Below are 18,367 nucleotides of genomic sequence, written 5' to 3'. Positions count from 1 at the left end.
GGCCCGCCGCGATCGCGGTGCCGAAGTACCGCCCGCTCTGCTGCGCCGCAGCACCGAGCGTGCTCGCCGCCGCCTGGGCGGGCATGGCCGCGGCGAGGCCCGCGGCGGCCACCGCCAGGGTCAAGGACGCGGCGACGACTGCGCGTCGCCCTCGTCGTGGTGTGGTCGTCATGGAACACCTCTCTCGGAGGACCGACGGGACGGGCCGGTGGGCTGTCGGCGCGGAGCTGGTGGACGGACGACGCCGTCTGCCCACGGGGCCGCGGCCGCCCGGCGTGACCACCCGGCGACCGACAGTGTGAGCGCTCACATTCGCATCACGACGAGTGGAGCGACAGAGGCGAATCGTTTTGGGGTTTTATCGATCCAAGGCACACAAGACACCAGGCGCCAGGCACCAGGCGCTTGGCCACCCGAGCCCGTCTGCACGCCGGATCACGCGAGACGCCGGGGCCATCCGCGACGACCGACCAGGCGGAGCGGGACGGACGTCCGCAGCGTGCGCGTCCGAGCGGGTCCGGTGACAGGAGATGATCTGCGGGTGGTGATCGTCCCGGTGCTCGCGGCATGAGCCTGTCGCTGTGGCTCGCGCTCGTCGGTGCGTGCCTCGTCATCTCGCTGACCCCGGGCGCCGGTGCGATCAACACCATGGCCAACTCGCTGGGCTCGGGATGGGCGCGCTCGATCTGGGGGATCCTCGGTCAGCAGGCCGCACTCGTGCTGCACGTCGCGATCGTCGCCGCCGGGGTGGGCGCACTGGTCAGCCGCTCGCACACGGCGTTCGAGACCATCCGCTACGTCGGCGCCGCGTACCTCGTCTACCTCGGGGTGCGGCAGCTCCGGGCGCGGCCCGGGTCCGACGACAGCACGACCGAGCACGTCGTCGAGGGCGTGTGGCCGATGTTCCGCCGCGGGCTGCTCGTGAACCTCACCAACCCGAAGGCGATCGTCTTCTTCCTCGCCTTCGTGCCGCAGTTCGTGCGCCCGGAACGGCCGCTCGTGCCGCAGTACGCGGTGCTCGTCGCGACCGTCGTGGCGGTGGACGTGCTGGTCATGTGGGGCGTGTTCGCGCCGGCGGCGCGCGGGCTCGCGCGGGTCATCGCCCGGGAGGACGGGCGGCGGGTCGTCAACCGCGTGTTCGGCGGGCTGTTCGTCGGCGTCGGGGTGCTGCTCGCGACGGTGTGACGGGACGCGGCCACCGAGCGCCCGGCGAGGCCAGTCGGAACGGCGCTGACGGGCGTCACGGGGACGGTAGGGTCTCGCCGGGCGTGGGGGCGTGACGTGCGGCTCCGCGGGCATGGCGGACCCGACGACGAGGAGTGTTCCCTGGTGCGCAAGATGGTGCGCTGGCTCGCAGTGGCTGTGGTGCTGACGGTGACGGGCTTCGGTGCCGCGGCGCCGGCAGCAGCCGCCGACCCGGTGGTCGACGTGCGGGCGTTCGTCGCCGCCGGGTTCCACGGGACGACCGACGACGACTACCGCGCCTGGGCCGGGGTCCTGGCGTCGGTCCCCGACGGCCCGTCGACCCGCCAGCAGGCCACCGCTGCCCTGGCCGGGACGATCGAGGAGCTGCGGGCGTACGTCGACGGCGGCTACCTGAACGCGTGGTTCGCCGACGAGCGGCTGCGGGTCACGCGCGTCCTCGCTGCGGCGACCGGACCCGCGGTCGAGGCGGGCGCGCAGGCTGCGCTGGCCAGCAGCGACCGGCAGGACCTGTCGGACTTCCTCACGAACGGCCTCCCGGTGGCGCAGTACGCCGACGACCGGCTCATGGCGTCGACGATGCTGACGGGCGGCGTGAACAACAGCGGCCCGGCGCTCGACGCGGCCGCGCAGGCGGCGCTCGCCGGCACGCCCGCCGAGCTGCGGGAGTTCCTCCTCGTCGGTCAGTTCGTGGCGCGCGCCATCGACGCCGCCGCAGCGCCGGTGGTGCCGGCCGTGCCCGTGGTCCCCGCCGCCCCGGTGGCACCGGCCGCACAGCCCGCCGCGGCCGCCCCGCAGGCGGTAGCCGCCCCCGCCGCACCGACGCGCGTGCTGGCGGTGACGGGCCCGTCGTCGCGGGTGTCGACGGCCGGGCTTGCGGCGGTCGTGCTGCTCGTCGGCGTGGGGCTCGTCGTCCTGGCGCGTCGCCGCGACGTCGCCTGACCCGGCCGAGCGCACGGCCCTGGTCGGAGACCTCGTCGCCCGACGGGTCGTGCGGACCACTCGTGGGGGCGGTGCCCGTCAGTCGCGCTTGGCGAGCGTGGCGAGGTCGCGGGTGGCGTAGCGGTGGTGCTGCCACTCCTCGTCGAAGATCACGCCGAGGCACTGCCGGACGGTGACGGTCGGCTCGTCAGGCCCGCCGTCACCCCACGGGTCGTGTCCGGCGTCGCGGGCGAGGTCGTCGGCCGTGAGGTCGGCGAGGTAGGCGCGCACCTGCGCGACGCGGTCGGCGCGCGCCGCGACGGCCTCGTCGAGCGTCACGGGGGTTCCGAGCGGGACGAGGCCGTAGCGGTCCTCGAGCCCCTGGGCCTGCCAGAACAGCAGGCCGAGGGGGTGGAACGGCTGCTCACGGCGCAGGATCGCGAGGTTGAGCCACGCGTCGGTCGCGAGGACGAGGTGCCGGATCGTCTCGGTGAAGGACCACTCGCCGTCGACCGACACGTCGACCGTGCCGGGCGGCAGCGTGCGGGCGCGGGCGATCGTCGTGTCCCACATCGCCACCAGCGCCTCGTAGCCGGCGCGGAGCTCGTCGGGGGTCCGGGCGCGCAGCGCGGACCGTTCGGGGTGGCGGCGGTCGAGCTCGGCGAGGAGGAGCGGCGCGACCTCGACGCCCCAGATGGTCAGGCCGTCGATGTCGCCGTCGATGTCTGCGCCGGTCAGCTCGACGCCGCGCATCCGGACGCGCTGCAGGCCGACCTCGCGGAAGACGGCGCCGGCCATGCGGTCGCGCACGAACTGCGCGCCGCGCAGGTCCTGGTGCCGGAAGCGGCTGTCGCGTCGGTCCTCGAACTCGATGTCGACCATGTCCGGACGCTACGGCGCACGTCCGACATCGGCCGGTCCCGCCGCCGCCGTAGCCGTCAGAGGCGGACCGTCTCGTTCTCGCCGCCGTCGTAGCGCTCGCCCGTCAGCTTGGCCTTCACGAGGCTGATCGCGGTCGTCAGGCGGTTGCCCGGTGCGTCCCAGTACTCGGCGGTCTCGCCGTGCACGACGAGCAGCACGAGCCCGGGCGTCTCGGGACCGTCGGGGAACCACGCCTCGGCGACCGGGCTCCACAGCTCGCGGGCCTTCGCGACGTCGCGCACGACCTCCGCGGTGCCCGAGACGGACACCCAGGACGTGCCGCCGACGAACGCGGCGTTCACGGGGCTGCCGTGCGCGATCTCGTCGACCTTGTGGCTGTCGGCGTCGGCGAAGAACCACAGGTCGCCGCTGAACTCGGCCTCCTGGATGCCCATCGGGCGGCTCACGAGGCGGCCGTCGGCGGCGACGGTCGTGAGCATGGAGACCTTGGAGTCGCGGATGAGCTCCGTGACCTTGGCGATGTCGTCGTCGTGCGTCATGCCGTGCTCCTCCGTCGCCGGGTGCGCCGCTGATGCGGTGCCCGGCCACGGTAGGTCGCGGTGGCCGAGGCTGCACGGCGGCAGCGCGCGGGCACGGAGCGTCGTCCCGTCCGACGCTTCGATAACGATGTCGAAGCCGTTAGGGTCGGGCGCCAGGACCGCCGTCGCTCCGCGCCACCCCGGGGTCCTGCGACCCGCGAAGGAGAAGACGATGCCGTCCGACCAGCTCACGTTCGACAACCCCGTCGAGCGCCACGCGCACATCAAGCCCCACGCGTCGTGGCAGCCGCTCCCCGGCCTCGACGCGGAGCTCGACCCGAAGGCCGACCACGGCGAGACGACGTACCGCGGGACGGGCCGCCTGCCCGGGCGCAAGGCGCTCATCACGGGCGGCGACTCGGGCATCGGGGCGGCCGTCGCGATCGCGTTCGCGCGCGAGGGCGCTGACGTCGCGCTGAGCTACCTGCCCGAGGAGCAGGTCGACGCGGAGGCGATCGCCGCGCACGTCCGTGCCGAGGGCCGCACGTGCGTGCTGCTGCCGGGCGACATCCGCGACCGCGAGTTCTGCCGGACGATGGTCGCCGACGCGGTGGCCGGGCTCGGCGGGCTCGACATCCTCGTCAACAACGCGGCCCACCAGGTCTACCACCCGTCGTTCGACGAGCTCGACGAGGCCGACCTCGACCGCACGATCCAGACCAACCTGTACGCGATGTTCTGGATCACGCGCGACGCGCTCCCGCACCTGCCGCCGGGCGCCACGATCATCAACAGCACGTCGGTGCAGGGCTACAACCCGTCGCCGATGATCATCAACTACGCGTCGACGAAGTTCGCCATCATCGGCTTCACGAAGGCGCTCGCGGCCGACCTGGCGCCGCGCGGCATCCGCGTCAACGCCGTCGCGCCCGGTCCCGTCTGGACGCCGTTGCAGGTCAGCGACGGGCAGCCGGCCGAGAAGCTGGACGGGTTCGGCGAGTCGTCGTGGCTGGGCCGGACCAGCCAGCCCGTCGAGCAGGCACCCGCCTACGTCTTCCTCGCGTCGCCGGAGTCGAGCTTCGTCGTCGGCGAGGTCATCAACGTCAACGGCGGGGCCAACGTGCCCTGACATGCGGACGCGACCCCGGGGTCACGGGCTCCGGGGTCGCGGGAACCTCACGGCGGGCGCTCATGTGCGGCGCGCGACGTGCCGATCTGGTGAGTGCGTCCGACGACCACGGACCGGGCACCCGCTGCCCGACGTGAGGAGCCCGCCCGCCATGACCGCGTCACCGAAGCGCCATCGGCACCGCGCCGAGCCCGCGCCGCGCCGCCTGCCTGCGTGGTGCCGGTCGCGCGCCGTCGCGCCGCTGGTCAGCGTCGGCATCGTGACCGTCGCGGTCCTCACGAGCGCCAGCGCGAGCTCACGGGGGCCGGCCGTCGGTGCCGAGCCCATGCACGACGTGCTGTCCGCCACGCGGCTCTCGCCCGTCGCGGACGCCGTGACCGCCCCGGCCGACGCGTCGTGGACGGCTCCCGACGCCGAGGCGGCGTGGCTCGCACCCGCCATCCGCGCCGAGGTCGACCGCATCGCCGCCGAGAAGGCCGAGGCCGAGCGGCTCGCCGCCGAGGCCGCGGCCGCGGCCGCCGCGCAGGCGGAGCACGAGGCCGCCGCGGCCAAGGCGGCGCGCGACAAGGCGGCCCGTCGGGGTTCGGCCGGGTCGACGCCGGTCCTCCCGTCGCGCACGCCCGTCGGCGAGGTCAAGCAGTACGCGGCGTCGCTCGTCGGGGCGGACCAGTTCGGCTGCCTCGAGGCGCTCTGGCAGCGCGAGTCCGGGTGGAACCCGGCCGCGAAGAACCGGTCGTCGGGCGCGTTCGGGATCCCGCAGGCGCTGCCCGCCACCAAGATGGCGTCGGCCGGCGCGGACTGGCAGACGAACCCGATGACGCAGGTCCGGTGGGGCGTCTCCTACATCCACGGGCGGTACGGCTCGCCGTGCGGGGCGTGGGCGCACTCGGAGTCGCACGGCTGGTACTGAGGGGCACGGCTGGCGCCGAGCCGGATCAGGACCGAGCAGGACGGGCGCTGAGCAGGGCGGGTGCTGAGCGGGACGGGTGCTGAGCGGGACGGTCCGAGGCGCGGCGTCCGGCGACCGTGCGGTGCCGGTCGCGACTCGCGCGGTGCGCGTCAGTCGAGCGTGAGCGTGCGGGCGAGCGGCACACCCGGGCGGTAGGCGAGGTGCGCGACCGACGGCGCGTCGACGACGCACAGGTCGGCGCGCGCCCCGACGCGCAGGTGGCCCACGTCGTCGCGCCTCAGCGCGCGGGCGCCGCCGAGCGTCGCGGCACGGACCGCCTGCTCGACGGTCATCCGCAGGTGCGCGACGCCGAGCGCGACCATGAGCGGCATCGACGTCGAGAAGCAGGTCCCGGGGTTGCAGTCGGTCGCGAGCGCGACCTCGACGCCTGCGTCGAGCAGGCGGCGGGCGTCCGGGTAGGGCGAGCGGGTCGACAGCTCGACACCCGGCAGCAGCGTGACGACGGGCCCTCCGTGCCGGGCGGCGTCGGCGAGCGCCGCGACGTCGGCGTCGTCGAGGTGCGTGGCGTGGTCGACGCTCGCAGCGCCGACCTCGACGGCCAGGCGGGCTCCCGGTCCGGGACGCAGCTGGTTACCGTGCACCCGCAGGCCGAGACCGGCGCTCGCGGCCGCGGTGAGGACGGCGTGCGCCTCGTCGCGGTCGAACGCGAGCGGCGTGCCGGGCTCGCAGAAGACGTCGGCCCACCGGGCGTGCGGCGCGCACGCGTCGAGCATGGGGCCGGTGACGAGCGCGAGGTACTCGCCCCGGTCGACTCCGGGCGGCACGACGTGGGCGCCGAGGAACGTCGTCTCCGTCGTGACCTCGCGGGCGAGCCGGAGCAGGCGCTCCTCGTGCGCGACGTCGAGGCCGTAGCCGCTCTTGACCTCGAGCGTCGTGGTGCCCTGCGCGCGCGCCTCCGCGACGAGCGCGGCCAGACGGGTGCGCAGCTCGTCGTCGGTGGCGGCGCGGGTCGCGGCGACGGTGCGGGCGATGCCGCCACCGGTGTAGCGGGCGCCGGCCATGCGGTGCGCGAACTCGTCGGCGCGGTCGCCCGCGAACACGAGGTGCGTGTGGGAGTCGACGAAGCCGGGGAGCACGGCGCGGCCGTCGACGTCCGTGCGGCGGTCCGCGTCGGGGGCGGACGACGCCGGGCCGACCCAGGCGACGCGCCCGTCGTCGACGACGAGCGCCGCGTCGGGCAGGACGCCCAGCGGGCCGGCGAACCGCTCGTCGTGGGTCACCAGCTCGGCGATGCCGGTGACGAGGTGCGACGTCATCGGGCCTCCTCCGACTCGCGCCAGGCGGCCGCGATCGCCCGGGTGAGCAGCGCGCCGACGTCTCCGAGGACGTGCCACCCGCCGTCGACGCGGACCGTGCCCCCGACCACCACCGTGTCGACGTCCGCGCTGCCGGCGACGAGGACGAGCTGCGCCGGGTCGGCACCCGCCGTGCGGGGCGTGTCGGTGCGGACGGCGACGAGGTCCGCGGGTGCGCCGACGGAGAGGAGGCCGCCCATGGGGTCGCCGAGCGCGGTGTGGCCGCCGGACGTGAGCAGGTCGACGAGCGTCGACGGGTCGAGCACGCCGCGCGTCTCCCGGGCGACGCGCTCGTGCAGCTCGACGTCCCGGGCCTCGGCGAGCAGGTCGGTGCGGACGTGCTGGTCGGAGCCGACGGACAGCCGGCACCCGGCCGCGCGGAGGGCCGCGCCGGGGGCGAGGCCGTCGCCGAGGTCCCGCTCGGTCGACGGGCACAGGCACGCGCCGACGGCCGCTGCACCGAGGAGCGCGACGTCGGCCGGGGAGACGTGGACCGCGTGGACGACGGTCGTCGACGGGCCCAGCGCACCCGCGTCGGCGAGCGTCCGCGCGGGTGTGGTGCCGTACGCGGCGAGGCAATCGTCGTTCTCCGCGCGCTGCTCGGAGAGGTGGACGTGCAGCGGTCGGCCGCTCCTGCGCGCGTGCGCGGCGACGGCGGCGATCGCGTCGCGGGGGACCGCGCGGACCGAGTGGACGGCCGTGCCCACCGTGAGCGTGTCGTCGGGACGGAGCGCGTCGACGCGGGCCGCCCAGGCGTCGACGTCGGCGTCGCCGAACCGCAGCTGCGGGCCGTCGAGCGGACGGCCGAACCCGCCCGCCAGGTAGGCGGTGTCGAGCAGCGTGACGCGCAGTCCCGCCTCGCGCGCTGCCGTGCGCAGCGCCTCCGCCATGACGTTGGGGTCGTCGTACGGCGTCCCGCCGGGCGCGTGGTGGAGGTAGTGGAGCTCGCCGACCGCCGTGACGCCGGCCAGCACCATCTCCGCGTAGGCGGCGCGCGCGAGGTCGAGGTAGGTGTCCGGGGTCAAGGTCGCCGCCAGCGCGTACATGCGGTCGCGCCACGTCCAGAAGGTGCCGCCGTCGCTGTGGGTCCGACCGCGCAGCGCGCGGTGGAACGCGTGCGAGTGCGCGTTCGCGAACCCCGGCAGGACGATGCCGGGGAGCTGGTGGTCGCCGGCCGCTGCCGGCACGCCGACGTCGACGGCCGCGATCCGGCCGGACCGCGTCGTGATCCGGACGTCCTGCGCGAGTCCGTCGGGGAGCCACGCCCGCGCGGCCCAGAACGTCGGCGGCGACGTGCTCACGGGCGGTCCTGCGCGAGCAGGTGCTCGAGCGTCGTGGCGAGCGCGTCGACCCCCGCGAGGCAGTCGGCCTCGTCGGCGTCCTCGGCGGGGGCGTGCGAGACGCCCGTCGGGTTGCGGACGAGCAGCATCGTGGTCGGGACGCCCGCCGCGGCGAGGATCCCGGCGTCGTGGCCCGCGCCCGTCCCGAGCACCGGCGCGCGCACGTCGGACCGGGCACCGCCGGTCGGGCCGGACGGCCCGGTGCCCCTCGCGCCCAGCACGGTCGCGACCTCGTCGGCCAGGTCGGCGTCGAACCACGTGACGGGCGTCCACGACTCCTCCGCCGGCGCCCAGGACGTGAGCGCCGCGAGCACCGCCCGGACGCGTGCCTCGTCCTCGGCGCGGACGTCGAGCCACGCGGTGACCTGCGACGGGATCGCGTTGACGCCGTTCGGCTCGACCCGCACCTTGCCGACGGTCGCGAGAGCGCACGCCTCGACGGCCGCCGTCCGCACGTGCTGCACGAAGGCCGCGAGGTCGAGCATCGGGTCCCGACGGTCGGCGAGCGGGGTGGTCCCCGCGTGGTTCGCCTCGCCGCGGAGCTCGACCCGCCAACGGCCGTGCGGCCAGATCATGCGCCCGACGCCGACGGCCGCCCCGGTGTGGACGAGCCCGCGCCCCTGCTCGACGTGCAGCTCGACGAACGCGCCGACGCGCGCGAGCGTCTCGGGGTCCGGCCCGAGCGTCGACGGGTCCCGCCCGGCCGCGCGCAGGGCGTCGGCCATCGTCGTGCCGTCGGCGTCGCGCAGACCGCGCGCACGGTCCGCGTCGAGGACGCCGGTGATGAGGCGCGACCCGGCGCACGCGACACCGAACCGCGCGCCCTCCTCGTCGACGAAGCACGCGACGCCGAGCGGGCGGGACGGCTGCACGCCGCGCGCCCGCAGCACGTCGAGCGCCGCGAGCCCGCTGACGACCCCGAGCGGCCCGTCGAACGCGCCGCCGCCGGGCACGGAGTCGAGATGGCTTCCGGTGACGAGGCCGGGCGTCGCGTCGGGGTCGCCCCACCACGCCCACTGGTTGCCGGCACGGTCGACGACGAGGTCGAGCCCGCGTGCGGTGGCCTCCCCGGCGAACCACTCCCGCAGGGTGTGGTCGTCGCGCGTCCACGCGAACCGCGCGTACCCGCGCCCGTCGTCGGCCCGCCCGACCGGCGCGAGGTCGGCCCACGCCCGCCGGAACGTCGCCGCCCCGACGTCGCTCACGCGTCGCCCTCGCGCATCGGGACGCGGATGCCGTGCGCGTCCGCGACCTCGTCGGCGCGCGCGTACCCGGCGTCGACGTGCCGGAGGACTCCCATGGCCGGGTCGTTGGACAGGACCCGCGCGAGCTTGCGGGCGGCGAGGTCGGTCCCGTCGGCGACGGACACCTGCCCGGCGTGGATCGACCGGCCCATCCCGACGCCGCCGCCGTGGTGCAGCGACACCCACGTCGCACCGGACGACGCGGCGACGAGCGCGTTGAGCAGCGGCCAGTCGGCGATCGCGTCGGACCCGTCGGCCATCGCCTCGGTCTCCCGGTAGGGCGACGCGACGGACCCGGCGTCGAGGTGGTCGCGCCCGATGACGACGGGTGCGGCGACGTCGCCCGACGCGACGAGCTCGTTGAACCGCAGCCCCGCCCGGTCGCGCTCGCCGTGCCCGAGCCAGCAGATCCGCGCGGGCAGCCCCTGGAACGCGACCCGCTCCTGCGCGGCGCGGATCCAGCGGTGCAGGTGGTCGTCGTCGGGGAACAGGTCGAGCACGGCCGCGTCGGTGGTCGCGATGTCGCGCGGGTCGCCGGACAGCGCCGCCCAGCGGAACGGGCCCTTGCCCTCGGCGAACAGCGGCCGGATGTACGCGGGCACGAACCCGGGGACGTCGAACGCGCGGTCGTAGCCGCCGCGACGGGCCTCGTCCCGGATCGAGTTGCCGTAGTCGAACACCTCGGCGCCCGCGTCGAGGTAGCCGACCATCGCCTCGACGTGCCGGGCCATGGACTCGCGCGCGCGGTCGGTGAGCTCGTCGGGCTTGGCGGCGGCGTAGTCGGCCCACTCGTCCAGCGCGACCCCGACGGGCAGGTAGGCGAGCGGGTCGTGCGCCGACGTCTGGTCGGTCACGACGTCCACCGCGACGCCGCGTCGCAGCAGCTCGGGCAGCACCTCCGCGCAGTTCCCGACGACGCCCACCGACAGCGCCGTCCGGGACCGCTTCGCGGCCAGGACCAGCGACAACGCCTCGTCGAGCGAGCCGGCGACGCGGTCGAGGTAGCGGTCGTGCACCCGGCGCGCCAGGCGGGACCCGTCCACGTCGACGATGAGGCACGCACCCCCGTTGAGCGTCACCGCGAGCGGTTGCGCGCCGCCCATGCCGCCGCACCCGCCCGTCACCGTGAGGGTCCCGGCGAGCGTCCCGCCGAACCGCTGCGCGGCCACCGCGGCCAGCGTCTCGTACGTGCCCTGGAGGATCCCCTGCGTGCCGATGTAGATCCACGACCCGGCCGTCATCTGCCCGTACATCGTGAGACCGAGGTGCTCGAGCCGGCGGAACTCCGGCCACGTCGCCCAGTCCCCGACGAGGTTCGAGTTCGCGACGAGCACGCGCGGCGCCCACTCGTGCGTCGTCAGCACGCCGACGGGCTTGCCGGACTGGACGAGCAGCGTCTCGTCGTCGCCCAGCGTCGTGAGCGTGCGGACGATCGCGTCGTACGCGTCCCACGACCGCGCGGCCCGCCCGGTGCCGCCGTAGACGACGAGGTCGTCGGGACGCTCGGCGACCTCCGGGTCGAGGTTGTTCATGAGCATCCGCAGCGGCGCCTCGGTCTGCCACGAGCGGGCCGTGAGCGTCGTGCCGCGCGGGGCGCGGACGGGTCGGGGTCCGGCGGTCATGCGCGCTCCTCGGGAGTCGTGAGGCGTGGGGTGGGCGCCGACGACGCCCCGTCGGCCGCGGCCAGGACCTCGCCCGACGCGACGAGGCCGGCGACCGTCTCCAGGTCGGGCGCGAGGTACGCGTCAGGCCCGGGACCGGTGACACCGCGCGTTCGCAGCAGGTCGCGGACGGCCCCGGTCGCGGGTGCGGGCGTGAGCGGTGCGCGCAGGTCGAGGGCCCGCGTCGCGGTGAGCACCTCGATCGCGAGCACGCGTCCGAGCGCGTCGACGGCCCGCCGGAGCTTGCGCGCCGCGTGCCAGCCCATCGACACGTGGTCCTCCTGCATCGCCGACGACGGGATCGAGTCGACGCTCGCCGGCACCGCGAGGCGCTTGAGCTCGCTGACCAGCCCCGCCGCCGTGTACTGGGCGATCATCAGACCGGAGTCGACGCCCGGGTCGCGCGCGAGGAACGCCGGCAGGCCGTGGTTGCGGGCGACGTCGAGGAACCGGTCGGTGCGCCGCTCGGACATGCTCGCGACGTCGGCGACGGCGATCGCGAGGAAGTCGAGCACGTACGCGATCGGTGCGCCGTGGAAGTTGCCGTTGGACTCGACGCGTCCGTCGACGGTGACGACGGGGTTGTCGACGGCGGCGGCGAGCTCGCGCTCCGCGACCGTCCGGGCGTGCGCGACGGTGTCCCGCGCGGCGCCGTGCACCTGCGGCGCGCACCGCAGCGAGTACGCGTCCTGCACGCGCGTGCAGCCCGGCCCGCGGTGGCTGGCCATGATCCCCGACCCGCGCAGGAGCGCCCGCAGGTGGGCCGCCGACGCCGCCTGACCGGGGTGCGGGCGGAGCGCCTGGACGTCGTCGGCGAAGACGGCGTCGGTCCCGAGCAGGCTCTCGACGCTGAGCGCGGCGGCGACGTCGGCCGTCGCGAGCAGCCGGTCGAGGTCGTGCAGCGCGAGCACGAGCTGCCCGAGCATCCCGTCGGTCCCGTTGACGAGCGCGAGGCCCTCCTTCTCGGCGAGGACGACGGGTGCCAGGCCGGCCTGCGTGAGCGCGTCGGTCGCGGGCACGAGCGACCCCGACGCGTCCCGGACGTCGCCCTCGCCCAGGAGCGCGAGCGCGCAGTGCGCGAGCGGCGCGAGGTCGCCCGAGCAGCCGAGCGAGCCGAACTCCCGCACGACGGGTGTGATCCCGGCGTCGAGCATCGCCGCGTACGCCTGCGCGGTCGACGGGCGGACCCCCGTGCGACCCGTCGCGAGCGTCGACAGCCGCAGCAGCATCAGCGCACGGACCACCTCGCGCTCGACCTCCGGCCCGGTGCCGGCCGCGTGCGACCGGATGAGGCTGCGCTGCAGGTCGGCGCGCCGGTCGGCAGGGATCCACCGCGTCGCCAGCGCCCCGAACCCCGTGGAGACGCCGTAGTGCGGCTGCGTGTCGTCGGCGAGCGCGTCGACCACCGCCCGGCCGGCGGCGATGGCGTCGAGCGCCTCGGCCGCGAGGGTGACCCCGGCCCTGCCCCGGGCGACGGCGACGACGTCCTCGGCGGACACCGGCCCGACGCCGACGACGACCGTCCGCCGGCCGGGCGCGGTCGCGGGCGACGCCGGGTGGGGCGACGGCTCGACGGTCGTGCTCATGCGCCCATGACACCGCCGTACCGGCCCCCGGGTCGCCGGTCCGGCAGGCGATACCGTCTGGGATACCAGACGACGTGCGAGCGGAGGGGGGCGGCCCTGCCGAGCTCCGACGTCCCCGCCGCCGACGCGACGCTGCGCATCCTGCGGCACCTCGCGCGCACCGGTCCCATGCCCGCCGCAGCCCTCGCGCACGCGATCGGGCTGCCGCGCTCGACGACGTACCACCTGCTCACGGTGCTGCGCGAGCACGGGTTCGTCGCGCACCTGCCGGAGGAGCGCCGGTACGGGCTCGGCCTCGGCGCGTTCGAGCTGGGCTCGGCGTACTCGCGGCAGGCGCCCCTCGCGCGCGCGGCCCGCCCGGTGCTCGCGCGTCTCGTCGACCAGGTGGGGGAGAGCGCGCACCTCGCGGTCCTGCACGGGCGTGAGGTGCTGTACGTCGTCGAGGAGCGCGCGGCCCGCCGACCCGCGCTCGTGACGGACGTCGGCGTCCGGCTCCCGGCGCACCTCACCGCGAGCGGCCGCGCGATGCTCGCGGACCTGCCCCGCCCGCAGGTGCGCGCGCTCTTCCCGGACCGCACCGCGTTCGTCGACCGCACGGGCCTCGGGCCGAGCCGTCCGGCCGAGCTGCGCGACGTCCTCGTCGCGGTCCGCCGCCGCGGCTGGGCCTCGGAGGACGGCGACGTCACGCCCGGCTTCGCGTCCGTCGGCGTCGCGGTCCACGACCACACCGGACACCCCATCGCGGGCCTCGCGGTGACCTTCGCGCGCACCGACGCCGACGACGCGACCGCCGAGCAGCTCGCCCGCGCCGCGCAGCGCGCCGCCGCCGACCTGAGCCGTCGCGTGGGCGGCACGGCGTGACCACGGACGAGGGTTCGCACCGTCGAACGGCTGACCTGCGGACCGGTCCGTAGGCTCCTGGGATGGGTGACGTGCACGCGGTGTCGACGACGGAGCTGGACGCGCTGGTCGACGAGGCGCTCGATCAGGACGGTCCGCGCGAGGCGGCGGGCGTCGTCCGGGTCCGCGTCGACGGCGAGGTGCTCCTCGAACGCGTGTGGGGCGTCGTCGACCGGCGCTGGCAGCGGCCGCTCACGCCCGACGACCGGATGCCGATGGCGTCGGGCAGCAAGGGGTTCACGGCGCTCGCGGTCCTGACCCTGGTCGCCGACGGGACCGTGAGCCTCACCACGACCGCGCGCGACCTGCTCGGCGACGACCTGCCGGCGATCCCCGCCGACGTCACGCTCGCGCACCTGCTGTCGCACACGTCGGGCCTCTCGGACGTGATCGACGACGACGCCGACGAGGACGCGTACCTGCTGGACGTGCCGGTGCACACGCTCGTCTCGCCCGAGGACTACCTGCCGGTGCTGGGACGGGTCGTCCCGGAGCGCGCCCCGGGCGGCCCGCTCGAGTACCGCAACGCCGCGTTCGTGCTGCTCTCGTTGCTGGCGCAGCGGGCGTCGGGCGTCCCGTTCCACGACCTCGTCCGGGAGCGCGTGCTGCGCCCGGCCGGCATGACGCGCACCGACTTCCTGCGCTCCGACGAGCTCCCCGCCGACGCGGCGGTCGGCTACGTGCGGGTCGGCGACGCGTGGCGCTCGCACGTGCTGCACCTCCCGGTGGTCGCGGGCGGCGACGGCGGCGCGTACACGACCGCGGCGGACATGGAGCGGTTCTGGGACGCGCTGCTCGGCAGCCGGATCCTGCCGCCTGAGCTGGTCGCGCAGGCGACCACGCCGCACGCCACGACGGACGACGGCGCGTACGCCTACGGGCTCGGTCTGTGGCTGCCGCCCGAGGCGCCCGGCGTCGTGCAGCTCGAGGGGGAGGACGCGGGCGTCTCGTTCTGGTCGGCGCACCGCCCGGCGGGCGCGGACGCCGGACCCGAGGCCACCGTGACGGTCGCCGGGACGACCGCGAGCGCGGCGTGGCCGGTCGCCCGTGTCGTCGGGGACCGCCTGCGCCTGACGACCGCCGGCTGAGAGACGACGTCCGGGCTCCGCGGCCCGCTCGTTCCGGGAGGGGCTGAGGGACGGCGCCCCCGCTGCCCTCTCGGTCCGGGAGGGGACGCCCCCCGCGGCCGCGCCTCGTCGTGACCCGGTCGGCGCACCCGGCGACCGTGCCGGGGTGCCGAGAGCGGCGCGCCGACCTAACCTGCCGCGCGTGAGTCCGCCAGTTCCGCCCGACGTCCCCGCGCAGCCGGAGCGGTCCGCGCCACGCCACGGGCGGCCCGGGCGCCGGTTCGACCGTGCGCGCAGCGCGGTGCTCGTCGCCGCCGCGCTCCTGACGGTCGGTGCGGGCTCGGTCGCGGCGACCACCGACGACGAGGCCCAGGACGCGACGACGCTGCGCGCGGCCGACTCCGGCACCGCGGAGCCGCGCCCGACCGCCCCCCGACCGTCGCCGTCGCCCACGCCGACGTGCACCCCCGCGCCCGTCGAGCAGCAGGCGGCCGCGGTGCTCGTGGTCGGCCTCCCGGGGGTGACACGGCCGGACGACGCGCTGGCGACCGAGGTCACGGGCCTGGGCGTCGGCGGGTTCTTCCTCTCCGAGAGCAACGTCGTCTCGACGCGTCAGGTGACCGCGCTGACGCAAGGGCTCCGTGCGCAGGCGGGCCGGCCGGTCGTCGTCGCGACGGACGAGGAGTCGGGCCGCGTCGCGCTCATGCGCGAGCTCGTCGGCGCAGGTCCGTCCCCGCGGCGGATGGCCGCGCGCGAGACCCCCGAGGAGGTCCGGGCGCGCGCCGCCGAGACGGGGACCGTGCTCGCGCAGGTGGGGGTCGACGTCGACCTGGCCCCGGTGCTCGACCTCGACGACGGCCCGGCGGGCGGCGTGATCGGCGACCGGTCGTTCAGCGCCGACCCGACGACCGCGGCCGACTACGGGCTCGCGTACGCGGCGGGCCTCGCCGACGCCGGTGTCACCCCGACCGTCAAGCACTTCCCGGGGCACGGCCGCTCGACGGTCGACTCGCACACCGCATCGTCGCTCGTCGAGGCGTCGCTCGACGACCTCACGGCGACCGACCTGGTGCCGTTCCAGCGCGCGATCGACGCGGGTGCGCCCGTCGTGATGATGAACCACCTCGAGTACGCCGTGCTCGACCCGGACCTGCCCGCGTCGTTGAGCCCGCGCGCGTACGCGCTGCTGCGCGACCTGGGGTTCCGCGGCGTCGCGATCACCGACTCGGTCGGGATGGGCGCGGTGAACACGCGCTGGGACTTCCCCGAGGCGGCGGTCATGGCCGTCGCGGCGGGTGCCGACGCGGTGCTCGCGACCGACGGCGCGCAGGCCGTCCGGATGCGCGACGCCCTGGTCGACGCGGTCGCGTCGGGACGCCTCCCGGAGGACCGTCTCGCGGAGGCCGCCGCCCGGGTGACGGCGCTCGCGGGCGGCGACCCTCGCCTGATGTCGTGCCGCGACGTGACGATGCCGACGCTCGAGCCGGCGACGGTCGCCGGGTCGCCGTCGGCAGCCCCCGCGACGCCCCCGGGCTGAGGCGTCGACGGCGCTGCGTCGCGTCGCAGGCGGCGGGTCGTCGGGCGGCCTGTGTGACCAGCGCGGACGCTGTCGGTGGTCGGTCGTACGGTCGGCGTCGTGATCACCCGCTTCCCGACGCACGTCGGCGACCCCACCTGCGCGAGCGCGGTCCGCGCCGGCGGCTTCCTGTTCCTCGCGCACCACGCGGGCGGCTTCGACCGTCGGGAGTACGCGGCGCAGACCCGTGCGACGCTGCACAGCCTCGGCGAGACGCTCGCGACGGCGGGTGCGGGCTTCGAGGACGTCGTCCAGGTGACCCTGTGGCTGCGCGAGCTCACCGACAAGACGCGCGAGGCGTGGGACGTGTTCGCCGAGTTCTTCGGCGACCAGCCGCCCGCGCGCATGACGGCGACGACCGACTTCTTCGACCCGGCGTGCCTCGTCATGGTCGATGCGGTCGCGTACGTGGGGGATCGCGGGTAGCGAGAGGTCGCGGCCGCCGAGGGGACGGGGAACCGCTCGGGTAGATTGCGGCTGCCCGCGCCCGCGCCGTCCCGGTCCGCGCCGCGGCCGGGTCCCGGACGGGAGGGGATGGCTGTGCCGACGATGGCGGACGTCGCGCGCCGCGCCGGCGTGTCCGCGAAGACCGTCTCGAACGTGCTGAGCGGCTACCCCTACATCCGCGAGTCGACGCGTGAGCGTGTGATGGCCGCGGTCGACGAGCTCGGGTACGAGATCAACGTGACGGCGCGGATCTTCCGCTCGGGCCGCACGGGCGTCGTGGGGCTGGCCGTCCCGGAGCTGGGCCAGCCGTACTTCGGCGAGCTCGCCGACGAGATCCTCGAGGCCGCCCGCCGCCGCGGCCTGCACGTGCTGATCCAGCCGACGGGCTTCACGCGCGAGGGCGAGCTCGCCGCGCTGCGCGAGCCGCGGCGCAAGCTGGTCGACGGCTTGCTGTTCAGCCCGGCGGCGCTCGAGCAGGCGGACGCGCACCTGCTCGACGACCTCGGCTACCCCCTGGTCCTGCTGGGCGAGCAGATGTTCTCGACCAGGGTCGACCACGTGACGATGCAGAACGTCGAGGGCGCGCGCGCCGCGACGGACCTGCTGCTCGACGCGGGACGTCGGCAGATCGCGGTGATCGGCATGCTGCACTCGCCCACGGCGGGCTCGTCGAACCTGCGCTTCACGGGCTACCGGGAGGCGCTCGCGGCGCGGGGGATCACGGTCGACCCGCGGCTGCTCGGCTGGGCGGACGACGGCTGGCACCGGGGGAACGGTGCGCGCGCCATGGCGGACGTGCTCGACGCGGGCGTCGAGGTCGACGGTGTCGTGGCGTTCAACGACGCGCTCGCCCTGGGGGCGATGTACGCGCTGCAGGTGCGCGGCCGCTCGATCCCGGACGACGTGGCGGTCGTGGGCTTCGACGACATCGAGGACGCGCAGTACTCGATGCCCGCGCTGACGACGGTCGACCCGGGCCGACGCGACATCGCCGAGGTCGCCGTCGCCCTGCTGCACGACCGTCTGACCGGAGCGGCCCCCGCAGAGCCGGTGCTGCACGTCGCGGACATGCGGATCGTCGAGCGCGGGAGCACCCCGACCCGCCGCTGACGTGCTGATCCCGCGGGCGATGTTGCGACTCGCTCCGTCGAAAGCGCACCGGCGATGAACCGATAGTTGCGGTTCGGAAGCGTGGAATCGATCCCACGTGGCAACGACTGTCGGTCTCGACTCCCGCGTTCAGGTGCACGTCTACACCGGTGAAGTCACCCGAAGGTGTCATGAAACGCTTCGTTTCAGGTTTCGCAACTTTCCGTACCGGTCAAGCGCGTTGACCGCTACTTTCGACGCCGCGAAGGTGACGTGCCGGCTCCCGCTGGAGCCACCGACCACCACCAAGGAGGGTTCGATGACGACCCCACGCCCGACGCACCGGCGAGGCCGTCTCGCCGCCGCCGCCGGCTGTCTGGCCGCCGCTGCGCTGGCCGTGACGATCGCCGTCCCGGCCGCCGCCGCCGGCAGCACGCTGCAGGCCGCCGCCGGCGAGACCAATCGGTACTTCGGCACCGCCATCGCCGCGAACAAGCTGAGCGACGGCACGTACACGAACATCGCGAACCGCGAGTTCA

Annotated in this window: 16 protein-coding genes and 1 pseudogene; 10 read left to right on the top strand and 7 right to left on the bottom strand. The window is 75.7% G+C overall.

Features of this window, described 5'->3' with window-relative positions:
- Positions 1 to 567: 567 nt before the first annotated feature.
- Entirely contained in the window at positions 568 to 1,185 is a 618-nt protein-coding gene (locus KOV94_RS07305) for a LysE family transporter (RefSeq protein WP_124344561.1), read from the top strand.
- A gap of 153 nt (positions 1,186 to 1,338) precedes the next feature.
- The gene (locus KOV94_RS07300; protein WP_225916281.1) at positions 1,339 to 2,145 is read left to right on the top strand and encodes an ALF repeat-containing protein; all 807 of its coding nucleotides are present in this window, start codon (positions 1,339 to 1,341) and stop codon (positions 2,143 to 2,145) included.
- A 78-nt stretch (positions 2,146 to 2,223) separates the two neighbouring features.
- Here the strand turns inward: KOV94_RS07300 and KOV94_RS07295 are convergent, their stop codons facing one another.
- Both KOV94_RS07295 and KOV94_RS07290 read right to left on the bottom strand, forming a co-directional pair.
- Positions 2,224 to 3,006, bottom strand: a complete 783-nt coding sequence (locus tag KOV94_RS07295; RefSeq protein ID WP_218051668.1) for a DinB family protein — start codon at positions 3,004 to 3,006, stop codon at positions 2,224 to 2,226.
- A 56-nt stretch (positions 3,007 to 3,062) separates the two neighbouring features.
- Positions 3,063 to 3,545, bottom strand: a complete 483-nt coding sequence (locus KOV94_RS07290) for a pyridoxamine 5'-phosphate oxidase family protein (protein ID WP_124344558.1) — start codon at positions 3,543 to 3,545, stop codon at positions 3,063 to 3,065.
- A 211-nt stretch (positions 3,546 to 3,756) separates the two neighbouring features.
- Between KOV94_RS07290 and KOV94_RS07285 the strand changes: the two genes are divergently transcribed.
- Both KOV94_RS07285 and KOV94_RS07280 read left to right on the top strand, forming a co-directional pair.
- Entirely contained in the window at positions 3,757 to 4,653 is an 897-nt protein-coding gene (locus KOV94_RS07285; RefSeq protein ID WP_218051667.1) for an SDR family oxidoreductase, read from the top strand.
- Between the two features lie 151 nt (positions 4,654 to 4,804).
- Positions 4,805 to 5,563: an aggregation-promoting factor C-terminal-like domain-containing protein gene (locus KOV94_RS07280; protein WP_218051666.1), complete on the top strand. Its 759-nt coding sequence runs from the start codon at positions 4,805 to 4,807 to the stop codon at positions 5,561 to 5,563.
- A 149-nt stretch (positions 5,564 to 5,712) separates the two neighbouring features.
- On the opposite strand, the gene hutI is transcribed toward KOV94_RS07280, so the two are convergent.
- From hutI to hutH, 5 genes are read right to left on the bottom strand one after another with little or no spacing between them, the layout of a single operon-like run.
- The gene (gene hutI / locus KOV94_RS07275) at positions 5,713 to 6,879 is read right to left on the bottom strand and encodes an imidazolonepropionase (protein WP_218051665.1); all 1,167 of its coding nucleotides are present in this window, start codon (positions 6,877 to 6,879) and stop codon (positions 5,713 to 5,715) included.
- Positions 6,876 to 8,219, bottom strand: coding sequence for a formimidoylglutamate deiminase (locus tag KOV94_RS07270; protein WP_218051664.1), 1,344 nt, complete (start codon positions 8,217 to 8,219; stop codon positions 6,876 to 6,878). The genes hutI and KOV94_RS07270 overlap by 4 nt, the downstream gene beginning before the upstream one ends.
- On the bottom strand, positions 8,216 to 9,463 hold the full coding sequence (locus KOV94_RS07265; RefSeq protein WP_218051663.1) for an allantoate amidohydrolase: 1,248 nt from the start codon (positions 9,461 to 9,463) through the stop codon (positions 8,216 to 8,218). The genes KOV94_RS07270 and KOV94_RS07265 overlap by 4 nt, the downstream gene beginning before the upstream one ends.
- Positions 9,460 to 11,124, bottom strand: a complete 1,665-nt coding sequence (hutU, locus tag KOV94_RS07260; protein ID WP_218051662.1) for a urocanate hydratase — start codon at positions 11,122 to 11,124, stop codon at positions 9,460 to 9,462. Before hutU ends, KOV94_RS07265 begins: the two co-directional genes overlap by 4 nt.
- Complete coding sequence (gene hutH / locus KOV94_RS07255) at positions 11,121 to 12,749, bottom strand: histidine ammonia-lyase (RefSeq protein ID WP_218051661.1); 1,629 nt, start codon at positions 12,747 to 12,749, stop codon at positions 11,121 to 11,123. The genes hutU and hutH overlap by 4 nt, the downstream gene beginning before the upstream one ends.
- 168 nt (positions 12,750 to 12,917) lie before the next feature.
- Between hutH and KOV94_RS07250 the strand changes: the two genes are divergently transcribed.
- The 6 genes and pseudogenes from KOV94_RS07250 to KOV94_RS07225 all read left to right on the top strand — a co-directional run.
- Entirely contained in the window at positions 12,918 to 13,610 is a 693-nt protein-coding gene (locus tag KOV94_RS07250; RefSeq protein ID WP_235843404.1) for an IclR family transcriptional regulator, read from the top strand.
- Positions 13,611 to 13,672: 62 nt separating this feature from the next.
- Complete coding sequence (locus KOV94_RS07245; RefSeq protein ID WP_218051660.1) at positions 13,673 to 14,737, top strand: serine hydrolase domain-containing protein; 1,065 nt, start codon at positions 13,673 to 13,675, stop codon at positions 14,735 to 14,737.
- 181 nt (positions 14,738 to 14,918) lie between these two features.
- Positions 14,919 to 16,253 carry a glycoside hydrolase family 3 N-terminal domain-containing protein gene (locus KOV94_RS07240; RefSeq protein ID WP_218051659.1) on the top strand — a complete coding sequence of 445 codons (1,335 nt, stop codon included), beginning with the start codon at positions 14,919 to 14,921 and terminating at the stop codon, positions 16,251 to 16,253.
- A 99-nt stretch (positions 16,254 to 16,352) separates the two neighbouring features.
- Positions 16,353 to 16,718: a RidA family protein gene (locus tag KOV94_RS07235; RefSeq protein ID WP_218051658.1), complete on the top strand. Its 366-nt coding sequence runs from the start codon at positions 16,353 to 16,355 to the stop codon at positions 16,716 to 16,718.
- A gap of 108 nt (positions 16,719 to 16,826) precedes the next feature.
- A complete protein-coding gene (locus tag KOV94_RS07230) occupies positions 16,827 to 17,849 on the top strand; it encodes a LacI family DNA-binding transcriptional regulator (RefSeq protein ID WP_225916278.1) in 1,023 nt (340 codons plus the stop codon).
- A 298-nt stretch (positions 17,850 to 18,147) separates the two neighbouring features.
- Positions 18,148 to 18,367: pseudogene (locus tag KOV94_RS07225) on the top strand (endo-1,4-beta-xylanase); the annotation flags it as partial.

Source organism: Cellulomonas algicola (assembly GCF_019024305.1).
GTDB classification, from domain to species: Bacteria; Actinomycetota; Actinomycetes; order Actinomycetales; family Cellulomonadaceae; genus Cellulomonas; species Cellulomonas algicola.
The sequence above is the reverse complement of the archived record's forward strand: the minus strand, read 5'-3'. Positions and strand labels throughout refer to the sequence as shown.

Bases quoted from the DNA above. Each gene is read 5' to 3' on its own strand.
- KOV94_RS07305 (WP_124344561.1), top strand. From the start codon at position 568: ATGAGCCTGTCGCTGTGGCTCGCGCTCGTCGGTGCGTGCCTCGTCATC.
- KOV94_RS07300 (WP_225916281.1), top strand. From the start codon at position 1,339: ATGGTGCGCTGGCTCGCAGTGGCTGTGGTGCTGACGGTGACGGGCTTC.
- KOV94_RS07295 (WP_218051668.1), bottom strand. From the start codon at position 3,006: ATGGTCGACATCGAGTTCGAGGACCGACGCGACAGCCGCTTCCGGCAC.
- KOV94_RS07290 (WP_124344558.1), bottom strand. From the start codon at position 3,545: ATGACGCACGACGACGACATCGCCAAGGTCACGGAGCTCATCCGCGAC.
- KOV94_RS07285 (WP_218051667.1), top strand. From the start codon at position 3,757: ATGCCGTCCGACCAGCTCACGTTCGACAACCCCGTCGAGCGCCACGCG.
- KOV94_RS07280 (WP_218051666.1), top strand. From the start codon at position 4,805: ATGACCGCGTCACCGAAGCGCCATCGGCACCGCGCCGAGCCCGCGCCG.
- hutI (WP_218051665.1), bottom strand. From the start codon at position 6,879: ATGACGTCGCACCTCGTCACCGGCATCGCCGAGCTGGTGACCCACGAC.
- hutU (WP_218051662.1), bottom strand. From the start codon at position 11,124: ATGACCGCCGGACCCCGACCCGTCCGCGCCCCGCGCGGCACGACGCTC.
- hutH (WP_218051661.1), bottom strand. From the start codon at position 12,749: ATGAGCACGACCGTCGAGCCGTCGCCCCACCCGGCGTCGCCCGCGACC.
- KOV94_RS07250 (WP_235843404.1), top strand. From the start codon at position 12,918: ATGCCCGCCGCAGCCCTCGCGCACGCGATCGGGCTGCCGCGCTCGACG.
- KOV94_RS07245 (WP_218051660.1), top strand. From the start codon at position 13,673: ATGGGTGACGTGCACGCGGTGTCGACGACGGAGCTGGACGCGCTGGTC.
- KOV94_RS07230 (WP_225916278.1), top strand. From the start codon at position 16,827: ATGGCTGTGCCGACGATGGCGGACGTCGCGCGCCGCGCCGGCGTGTCC.